The sequence below is a fragment of the Segeticoccus rhizosphaerae genome, assembly GCF_005222685.1.
In the GTDB taxonomy this organism is placed as follows: Bacteria; Actinomycetota; Actinomycetes; order Actinomycetales; family Dermatophilaceae; genus Segeticoccus; species Segeticoccus rhizosphaerae.
Genome location: NZ_SWMA01000003.1, coordinates 269102 through 278162, shown reverse-complemented (window position 1 = coordinate 278162; position 9061 = coordinate 269102). Strand labels below are relative to the sequence as shown.

Sequence of the window (9061 nt, the reverse complement as noted above, 5' to 3'; positions counted from 1 at the left end):
ACCGGTCGGATCGTGCGCACCGCCGACGGGAAGTTCTTCGAGGCGCACGAGCCGCTGGACGAGTACACCCGCTGGCCACTGGTGCAGCAGGAGGTGCACCACCCGCTCGCCCTCGAGGCGCCGGTGGACGACAACGGTGTGCGCCGCCCCGGCAGCGCCAAGGAGAAGGTCCGGGCCCGCCTGTCGCACTTCTACTTCAGCGACCGGATCGAGGCGGTGACGCCCCGCGAACTGGCGGCGGCGCACCACGACGGGTCGACTGAGGCGATCGAGAGCGGGCAGCAGGAGCAGCCGCGCGCCGGTGAGCTCGTGGCCAGCGCCCACGACGGCGACGACCACGACGGAGACGGCCGCCCCTGACCCGGCCGCACCTCCCAGAACAGAACGGCCCGGCAGCGCCACCACGGCGCGGCCGGGCCGTTCTGGTGAGTCCTCGGCGAGATGGCAGGCTGGGCCGCATGGAGATGAGCGCGCAGGAGTTCGAGGAGGCGGTGGGCGACGCCCTGGACGACGTGCCGGCCGAACTGCTGGCCCTCATGGACAACGTCGCGTTCTTCGTCGAGGACGAGCCACCCGCCGAGGACCCGCACCTGCTCGGCATCTACGAGGGCATTCCCCTGACCGAGCGCGATCCGATCTGGCACGCCGGCTCGCTACCGGACCGCATCACGATCTTCCGCGGGCCCACCCTGCGGATGTGCCACACGCGGGACGAGGTGCTCGATGAGGTCGCGGTGACGGTGGTGCACGAGATCGCACACCACTTCGGGATCAACGACGCGCGGCTGCATGCCCTCGGCTGGGGTTAGGGGGATCCGGAACCCCGCAGGTCCCCGGCCGGGGCCGGTCGCGTCCAGCTGCTCTCAGATGGCGTGGTCGCCGTGGAAGTACTCGAAGACCCATCCGGTGGCGGCCAGCGCGACCAGCGGGGCGCCGATGAAGACCAGCCACCACCCGATTGCCAGGCCGAGGAAGACGACGGCGGCGGAGGCCGCCACGGCCAGCGGCCAGTAGCTGTGCGGGCTGAAGAAGCCGTAGTCGCCGTCGACATCGGAGATCTCGCCGTCGAGGCGGTCCTCGGGACGCGTGTCGAGCTTGCGTCCGGTCCACCACAGGAATCCACCGATCATCAGGCACAGACCCATGCATAGGTAGAGGCCCACCGGCCCGACCGGCTCGTCCCACTCGGTGGTGACGCCATAGACGGTCCCGACGATCAGGAAGAACGCCGACAGGATCACGAAGAACTTGTATTCGACCTTCATCGTCAGTGACCCTCTCTCCGGTGGTCATCTTGGACGGTCTCGGGACCAGACGAGGGGCCACCGAGCAGCTCCTCCACGACTCCCCTGTCGGGCACGGGCGTCTCGAGCGTGCCGACCTCGGGGTGGTGCAGGTCGAACGCAGGACGCTCGGAGCGGATCCGGGGGATGGAGTCGAAGTTGTGCCGCGGCGGCGGGCAGGACGTGGCCCACTCCAGCGAGCCGCCGTAGCCCCACGGGTCGTCGGTCTCGACCAGCGGCGCGGTCCGCCACGCCTTCCACACGGCATAGATGAACGGCAGCATCGAAGCGCCGAGCAGGAACGCGCCGGCACTGGACACCTGGTTGGCCCAGGTGAAGCCGTCTTCGGGCATGTAGTCCGCGTAGCGGCGGGGCATCCCGATCACGCCCAGCCAGTGCTGGATCAAGAAGGTGATGTGGAAGCCGAAGAAGAGCATCCAGAAGTGGATCTTGCCCAGCCGCTCGTCGAGCATCCGGCCGGTCAGCTTGGGCCACCAGAAGTAGAACCCGGCGAACATCGCGAAGACCACGGTGCCGAAGACCACGTAGTGGAAGTGGGCGACCACGAAGTAGGTGTCGGTGACGTGGAAGTCCAGCGCCGGGCTGGCCAGGATGACGCCGGTCAGACCGCCGAACAGGAACGTGGTGAGGAAGCCGATGCACCACAACATCGGGGTCTCGAAGGTCAGCGACCCGCCCCACATGGTGCCGATCCAGTTGAAGAACTTCACCCCGGTCGGCACCGCGATCAGCATCGTCATGACCGAGAAGAACGGCAGCAGCACCTGGCCGGTCGCGTACATGTGGTGCGCCCACACCGTCATCGAGAGGGCCGCGATGGCGATCGTGGCCATGATCAGGGTCTTGTAGCCGAAGATCGGCTTGCGCGAGAAGACCGGTAGGATCTCGCTGATGATGCCGAAGAAGGGCAGCGCGATGATGTAGACCTCGGGGTGGCCGAAGAACCAGAACATGTGCTGCCACAGCATCGCTCCCGCGTTGGCGGGGTCGAAGATGTGCGCGCCCACGACCCGGTCGGCACCCAGCCCGAAGAGCGCGGCGGCCAGCACCGGGAAGACCATGAGCACGAGGATCGAGGTCACGAGGACCGTCCAGCTGAAGACGGACATCCGGAACATGGTCATGCCGGGCGCGCGCATGCAGATGATCGTGGTGATGAAGTTGACCGCACCGAGGATCGTGCCGAACCCGGCGAGCGCCAGACCGAACACCCACAGGTTGCCACCCAGGCCGGGGCTGTATGTCGTGTCCGACAGCGGCGCGTAGGCGAACCACCCGAAGGACGCGGCCCCCTGGGGAGTGAGGAAGCCGGCCGCCGCGATCAGACCGCCGAACAGGTAGAGCCAGTAGGCGAACATGTTCAGCCGCGGGAACGCCACGTCCGGCGCGCCGATCTGGATCGGCATCAGAGCGTTGGCGAATCCTGCGAACAACGGCGTCGCGAACAGCAGCAGCATGATCGTGCCGTGCATCGTGAACAGCTGGTTGAAGTGCTCGGGGTTGTCGACGACCTGCAGCCCCGGCTCGAACAGCTCGGCGCGGATCAGCAGGGCCAGCAGGCCACCCAGCATGAAGAAGGCAAACGAGGTGATGAAGTAGAGGTTGCCGATGACCTTGTGGTCGGTGGTGGTGGCCCACTTGATCACCGTGCTGCCCGGAGACCGGACCGGCCGCGGCGGAGCCGCGACCGGAGGTGCCGGAGCCGTGGTGGTCGGACTGATGGTGGCCATCACTTACTCCCGTCGTTCGGAGGCAGGTACTGCTGGTCGCGGCCGATGATGCCCTCGCGGCTGAGGGAGTTGGACAGCAGCCCGTTGTTGCCCTGCGCCTTGAGGCTCTTCAGGTGCTGTTGGTAGTCGGCTTCCGAGGTCACCTTGACCCGGAAGAGCATCTCGGAGTGGTAGGCACCGCACAGCTCGGCGCACTTGCCCTGGTACATGCCCTTCTCGGTCGTCACCACCTGGAACCGGTTGACCTGTCCGGGCAGCACGTCGAGCTTCTGCAGGAACTGCGGCACCCAGAACGAGTGGATGACGTCGCGGGAGGTGAGGATGAACTCGACCCGCTTGTTCACGGGCAGCCAGAGGGTGGGCAGCGTCTTCTCCACGCCGGGCTTCCCGGTGAGGTGGACGTGGGTGCCGGCCTCGTAGGTGTTGGCATTGACGTAGTTGAAGTCCCAGCTCCACTGCTTGGCCACCACGTTGATGGTCACGTCGGGCTTCTTGCTGACGTCCATCAGGGCCGACTCGTCCTTGACGGTGTGCGCGAACAGCACGGCCACCATGAAGACCGGGACCACGGTGTAGAGGATCTCGATCGGCACGTTGTAGCGCATCTGCTCGGGGAGGCCGACGTCGTCCTTCTTGCGGCGATAACGCACGACGCACCAGACGGTGAGACCCCACACCAGCACGCCGACGCCGAGCGCGGCGATCCAGGCGCCGTTCCACAGACTCTGCACCTTGGCGGCGTTCTCGGTCACGCCGTGCGGCAGGAAGCCACGTTCCACAGCGGTGCCGCATCCGCTGAGGACGGCCACACACGCCACCGCCAGACCGGCGACGGTCAGGCCGCGCCGCGCGTTCTTCACGCGCGCGGGGGAGTCTTCGTGCCGACGCAAGGGGCGCACCTTCCAGACAAACCGGACAGATTCAGTCGAGCCAACGAGCGAAACCCTACTCCAGCCCGGCTCGTCAGTCCCCCTAGGGCCGGATACCGTCGTGGCGTGCCGTCACCCGTCCCCGCGAACCCGGTCCCGGAGCCTCCCGCCCGTGCCCTGCTGGACGCGGCGCAGGCCCCGATGCTGCCCGCCGCCCGAGCGACCCTGGCGGCCGCGTGGGACCAGGGTTGGGCCGACACGAGCAGGCTGTATGCGCAGGCGCGCACCGCTCGCGCGCTGCTCGACCGGGCCCGGGAGGTCCTCGCCGAGGGCCTCGGGGTGCGCCCTGCCGAGCTCTCGTTCCTGCCCGGTGGCCCGGCGGCCCTGCACGCCGGCATCGAGGGGCTGCTGTGGGCCGGCCGACGTCGTGGCGACCGGCTCGTGGCGTGCGCCGTCGACCACTCCACGGTCCTCACCCACGGTCGACACCGCGCCGCACGGGGTCACGGGTTCGCCGAGGTCCCGGTGGACCACCGTGGCCGGGCCGACGTCGAGGCGTTCACGCGCGCCCTGGCGGTCGAGGGCACGGTCGCCGCGACCCTGCAGGCCGCCAACGGCGAGGTCGGCACCCGGCAACCGCTGGACCTCGTCCACGCCGCGAGTCGGGCCCAGGGCGTGCCCCTGGTCGTGGAAGCCATGGCCTGCCTCGGGCGCGACGACGTCCCGACCGCGCACGACGTGCTCGTCGGCGACGCCCGCTCGTTCGGTGGGCCGCCCGGCGTGGGCCTGCTGGTCGTGCCGGCACGCACCCGTTGGCGCCGGCCGGGGCCGCCCAGCGGCATCGAGCAGTCCCGCACCGACGTGGAGCCAGTCGTGCCGCTGGTGCTCGCCGCCGCCGAGGCGTGGCAGCAGACCGCGGCCGTCCGGGCCGACGACGCCCGTCTGGCGCGCGAGCTGGTGGCGCAGATCCGGGATCGCGTGGGGCAGATCCCCGACGTCGAGGTGGTGGGCGACGGGGTCGACCGGCTCCCCCACGTCGTGACGTTCTCCTGCCTCTATGTGGACGGCGAGGCGCTGGTCACCGAGCTGGACCGCCGCGGCCTCGCCGTCGCCTCCGGCTCGGCCTGCACGTCCAGCTCGCTCGAGCCGAGCCACGTCCTGGCCGCCATGGGGGTGCTCACCCACGGGAACGTGCGGGTCACGCTGCCGCTGCTGGCGGTGTGCCCCGACCGTGCCGCCTCGGTGGAGCGGTTCCTGCACGAGCTGCCGGACGTCGTTGCGACCGTGCGGGCCCGGTTGGGGGCGCACCGGCTGTGACGGAGGTACTGGTCGATGCTCGCGGACTGCGTTGCCCGCTGCCGGTCATCCGGCTCGCCGAGGCGGTCCGCAGCCACGCGACGGCGCCACCGGACGCCGCGGCCGGTCCCGACGGACTCCGGGTCACCCTCCTCGCCGACGACCCGGCCGCCCGCCACGACGTCGCCGCCTGGTGCCGGATGCGAGGTCACGCGGCGCCGCAGTCGCAGGACCGTGGTGACCACACGGCATACCTCGTCGTGGTCCGGCCGCACCCGGCTCAGTCGGCGAAGGCCTGCGGCAGCTGAACCGGCAGGGCAGCCCTCAGGCGGCGCAGGTAGTCGCCGCGAGGCACCTCGACCACCCCGAGGGTCGCGAGGTGGTCGGTGCGCCACTGCACATCGACCAGCCTGCGCGGGTCACCGTCCGCCGCCAGCAGGTCGACCAGCCCGCACAGCGCCGCCTTCGACGCGTCGGTGCGCCGGTGGAACATCGACTCCCCGGCGAACAGGCCCCCGATGGCGAGTCCGTAGAGGCCCCCAGCCAGCTCGCCGTCCTTCCACACCTCGATCGAGTGGGCCCAGCCCAGCCCGTGCAGGGTGCTGTAGGCGGCCACCACCTCCGGGGTGATCCAGCGGCCGTCACGGTTCGGGTCGGCGCAGCCGGCCACCACGTCGCCGAAGGCCGTGTCGACGGTCACCTCGAAGCGGCGCAGTGACCGCCGCAGCGACCGGCTCACCCGCAGCCCACCGGCCAACAGAACGCCGCGAGGATCCGGCGACCACCAGCCCACCGGCCCGGCGCCGTGCTCCCCCAGGCCCATGGGAAACAGCCCGCGGCGGTAGGCCGCCAGCACCGTGCCGGGCTCGAGGTCCGCGCCCACACCGACCAGGTCCTCGCCCGCCTGGGCCGAGGCCAGACTGAGGTGCCAGTGCGTGGCGGGCGGTTCGATCGGCATACCGGGTGTGGGGCGTCCAGGCAGGCTAGGAGCGCCGGCAGCTCAGGTGGGGCTCGATCAGCGCCGCCGGCTCCTTGCCGTAGGACGCCTCGAACCGCTGCAGGAACTCGCTGCGGTAGAGGACGTACTCCTGGGTGCCCACGGTCTCGATGACGTAGGTGGCGAGCATCGAGCCGAGCTCGGCGCACACTCGGGCATCCAGGCCCCAGGCCAGCCCGGTGAGGTAACCGGCGCGGAAGGCATCGCCCACGCCGGTCGGGTCGGCCCGCTTGACCTCGTCGGCGACGGGCACCCGGATCTCCCGCTCACCCTTGCGCTGGATGACCGCGCCCTCCTTGCCCAGGGTGGTCACCCTGGTGCCGACCCGCTCCAGGATCTCGTCGCTCGACCACCCGGTCTTCTGCTCGGTGAGGTGGGCCTCGTACTCGTTGGTGAACAGGTAGGTGGCGCCGTCGATGAGCCGCCGGATGAAGGGACCGTCGGCGAAGGCCAGCTGCTGCGAGGGGTCGGCGACGAAGGGTATGCCGCGGACGAGGCACTCCTGGGTGTGTCGCCGCATGCCCTCGGGGTCGTTCGCCCCCACGAGGACCAGGTCGAGCCCGCCGACCCGCCGGGCCACCGGCTCCAGCTCGATCTCACGTGCCTCGCTCATGGCACCGGCGTAGAACGTCGCGATCTGTGCCATGTCCTCGTCGGTGGTGCACACGAACCGGGCGGTGTGCCGGGTGCCGGACACGTGCACCGAGGTGCAGTCGACGCCGTGGCGCTCCAGCCAGGAGCGGTAGTCGACGAAGTCCTCACCGACCGCGCCGACCAGGACGGGGCGCAACCCGAGGCCCGCCATCCCGAAGGCGATGTTGGCGGCCACTCCCCCGCGCCGGATCTGCAGCTCGTCGGCGAGGAACGACAGGGAGATCTTGTCGAGCTGCTCGACGACGAGCGAGTCGGCGAAGCGCCCGCGGAACGTCATCAGGTGGTCGGTGGCGATCGATCCGGTCACGGCGATGTTCACGAGCGAAACCTACCTGACGACACCGTGCCGATACGTCGCGGCAACGACGGCGGCGACAATGGGGCGCAGCAAACCTGCCGCGGAGGAACCGCGGTCATCGAGTCAACGCAGGCGCCCCTGCCGCGAAGGAACCGCGGCGAAGGACGGCAGCGGCTCAGCCGAAGGAGTCGCCGCAGGCGCAGGAGGAGCCCGCGTTGGGGTTGTCGATCGTGAAGCCCTGCTTCTCGATGGTGTCCGCGAAGTCGATCGATGCCCCGTCGAGGTAGGGCGCACTCATCCGGTCCACGACGACCTCGACACCGTCGAAGTCACGCACCAGGTCGCCGTCGAGGGAGCGCTCGTCGAAGTAGAGCTGGTAGATCAGTCCGGAACAGCCGCCCGGCTGCACGCCGATCCGCAGCCGCAGGTCATCGCGGCCTTCCTGTTCGAGCAGGCTCTTGACCTTGCCCGCAGCGACGTCGCTCAACTGCACGCCGTGGGTGGGGGTGTGCGCCTCGGCCTCTTCGGCGGCGGCGTCCGCGGCGCGGATCTGGGTGTCGACCTGGTCACTCATCGTGGTTGGTCCTTCGTGTCGAGGGTCTTGCCTGTCGTGCGTTGCCGGCTGTGGCGTTCAAGCCTCACCCGGTGGCAACACACCGGCTGCGGGCGTTGTTCCCGACTGCCCTCAGCGTACGCCAGCAGCCAACCGATCGCCGCGCCCCGGGTCAGACCGACCAGGTCACGGCCACCCGCCGGGCCAGGGACCGCAGGGTGCCGACCGGGTCGGCCAGCGCGGTGAGCACCTCGTCGGGGCTCCGCGCAACGGCATACGTCCCGCTGATGCCGTGTGCCATCGTCTCGCGCCGGCCGATGCTGCACTGACCGGCGACGACCACGGTGGGCACGGCGTGCTCGAGGGCGAGGGCGGCGACGCCCGCCACGACCTTGCCGCGCAGGCTCTGCCAGTCGAAGGTGCCCTCACCGGTGAGCAGGAGGTGCTGGGTCGACAGCAGGCGGTCGAAGCCGACGGTCTCCAGCACCGTGCCGACGCCGCTGCGGTAGCGGCCGCCGAGCAGCATCAGGCCGAAGCCGAGTCCCCCGTCCGCGCCCGCGCCCGGCTCACGCTCCAGCCGCCTGGCCTCGCCGCTGAGCAGGTCGGTCGAGACCGGCACCACCCGCGACGCGACGTCGGTGAAGTGCCCCAGCGCCGCCTCCAGCTGCTGCGCGACCTCCGGGGTGGCTCCCTTGCCGGCCGCATAGGACGCGCTGGCACCGTGGAAGCCGAGCAGCGAGATGTCGACGTCGCAGGCCAGCACCAGCTCGATCTCCCCGAACCGCTGCCGCACCTGCTCCAGCCCGGCCAGGTCGTCGTCGGTGAGCGCTGCCAGGGCGACTCCCCCGCGGCCGAGCGCGTAGGCGTCCCCCGCCCCGAGCGCCGCGAGCGCCCCGGCGCCGCCGTCGTTGGTCCCGCTGCCGCCGAGCCCCACCACGATGCGGATGGCCCCGGCTTCCACGGCGGCCGCAAGCAGCTCGCCGACCCCATAGGTGCTGGTGACCGCCGGGTCCTGCTCCCCCTCCTCCAGCAGGTGCAGTCCGCACGCCTGGGCCGCCTCGACGTATGCCGTCCGCCGCCCGCCCTCGTCGCGCAGCAGGAACGCTCCGGGGACGGTGCGTCCCAGCGGATCGCTGACGGAGACCGAGACGAGGTCACCGCCGAGTGCGCCATGCACCACCTCGAGGAAGCCGGGACCACCATCGGACAGCGGCAGCACGGTCAGCTCGTCGTGGGGGGCGTGGTCGCGCCATCCGGCGGCGATGGTCTCCGCTGCCTCGGTGGCGGTGAGGGTGCCGGAGAAGGAGTCTGGGGCGATCAGGACGCGCACGGACCCATGTTCTCAGCCGGGTGGGATGCG

General features: G+C 70.5%; 10 protein-coding genes and 1 pseudogene. 4 read left to right on the top strand and 7 right to left on the bottom strand.

All coding sequences use genetic code 11. The features are described 5' to 3' along the window. Positions 1–360: pseudogene (locus tag FCN22_RS04165) on the top strand (cytochrome bc1 complex cytochrome b subunit); the annotation flags it as partial. Between the two features lie 104 nt (positions 361–464). Beyond that, positions 465–809, top strand: a complete 345-nt coding sequence (locus FCN22_RS04160) for a metallopeptidase family protein (RefSeq protein WP_202911389.1) — start codon at positions 465–467, stop codon at positions 807–809. 54 nt (positions 810–863) lie between these two features. Here the strand turns inward: FCN22_RS04160 and FCN22_RS04155 are convergent, their stop codons facing one another. From FCN22_RS04155 to ctaC, 3 genes are read right to left on the bottom strand one after another with little or no spacing between them, the layout of a single operon-like run. Next, complete coding sequence (locus FCN22_RS04155; RefSeq protein WP_137120249.1) at positions 864–1265, bottom strand: cytochrome c oxidase subunit 4; 402 nt, start codon at positions 1263–1265, stop codon at positions 864–866. A 2-nt stretch (positions 1266–1267) separates the two neighbouring features. After that, positions 1268–3034, bottom strand: coding sequence for an aa3-type cytochrome oxidase subunit I (gene ctaD / locus FCN22_RS04150; RefSeq protein ID WP_137120248.1), 1767 nt, complete (start codon positions 3032–3034; stop codon positions 1268–1270). Continuing rightward, positions 3034–3933: an aa3-type cytochrome oxidase subunit II gene (gene ctaC, locus FCN22_RS04145; RefSeq protein ID WP_373681275.1), complete on the bottom strand. Its 900-nt coding sequence runs from the start codon at positions 3931–3933 to the stop codon at positions 3034–3036. The genes ctaD and ctaC overlap by 1 nt, the downstream gene beginning before the upstream one ends. A 96-nt stretch (positions 3934–4029) precedes the next feature. Between ctaC and FCN22_RS04140 the strand changes: the two genes are divergently transcribed. After that, positions 4030–5220: a cysteine desulfurase family protein gene (locus tag FCN22_RS04140; protein ID WP_238384503.1), complete on the top strand. Its 1191-nt coding sequence runs from the start codon at positions 4030–4032 to the stop codon at positions 5218–5220. Beyond that, a complete protein-coding gene (locus tag FCN22_RS04135; protein ID WP_137120246.1) occupies positions 5217–5507 on the top strand; it encodes a sulfurtransferase TusA family protein in 291 nt (96 codons plus the stop codon). The genes FCN22_RS04140 and FCN22_RS04135 overlap by 4 nt, the downstream gene beginning before the upstream one ends. On the opposite strand, the gene aat is transcribed toward FCN22_RS04135, so the two are convergent. The 4 genes from aat to FCN22_RS04115 form a co-directional block, all read right to left on the bottom strand. Beyond that, the gene (gene aat, locus FCN22_RS04130; RefSeq protein ID WP_137120245.1) at positions 5480–6157 is read right to left on the bottom strand and encodes a leucyl/phenylalanyl-tRNA--protein transferase; all 678 of its coding nucleotides are present in this window, start codon (positions 6155–6157) and stop codon (positions 5480–5482) included. The two genes, FCN22_RS04135 and aat, sit on opposite strands and share 28 nt — an antisense overlap. A 25-nt stretch (positions 6158–6182) precedes the next feature. Further along, complete coding sequence (locus tag FCN22_RS04125; protein WP_137120244.1) at positions 6183–7169, bottom strand: carbohydrate kinase family protein; 987 nt, start codon at positions 7167–7169, stop codon at positions 6183–6185. Positions 7170–7323: 154 nt separating this feature from the next. Further along, positions 7324–7722 (bottom strand): HesB/IscA family protein, encoded by a 399-nt coding sequence (locus FCN22_RS04120; protein ID WP_238384502.1) that lies wholly within the window; start codon positions 7720–7722, stop codon positions 7324–7326. Between the two features lie 151 nt (positions 7723–7873). After that, positions 7874–9031 carry a glycerate kinase family protein gene (locus tag FCN22_RS04115; RefSeq protein ID WP_137120243.1) on the bottom strand — a complete coding sequence of 386 codons (1158 nt, stop codon included), beginning with the start codon at positions 9029–9031 and terminating at the stop codon, positions 7874–7876. Positions 9032–9061: the final 30 nt, after the last annotated feature.

Bases quoted from the DNA above. Each gene is read 5' to 3' on its own strand.
- FCN22_RS04160 (WP_202911389.1), top strand. From the start codon at position 465: ATGAGCGCGCAGGAGTTCGAGGAGGCGGTGGGCGACGCCCTGGACGAC.
- FCN22_RS04155 (WP_137120249.1), bottom strand. From the start codon at position 1,265: ATGAAGGTCGAATACAAGTTCTTCGTGATCCTGTCGGCGTTCTTCCTG.
- ctaD (WP_137120248.1), bottom strand. From the start codon at position 3,034: ATGGCCACCATCAGTCCGACCACCACGGCTCCGGCACCTCCGGTCGCG.
- aat (WP_137120245.1), bottom strand. From the start codon at position 6,157: ATGCCGATCGAACCGCCCGCCACGCACTGGCACCTCAGTCTGGCCTCG.
- FCN22_RS04120 (WP_238384502.1), bottom strand. From the start codon at position 7,722: ATGAGTGACCAGGTCGACACCCAGATCCGCGCCGCGGACGCCGCCGCC.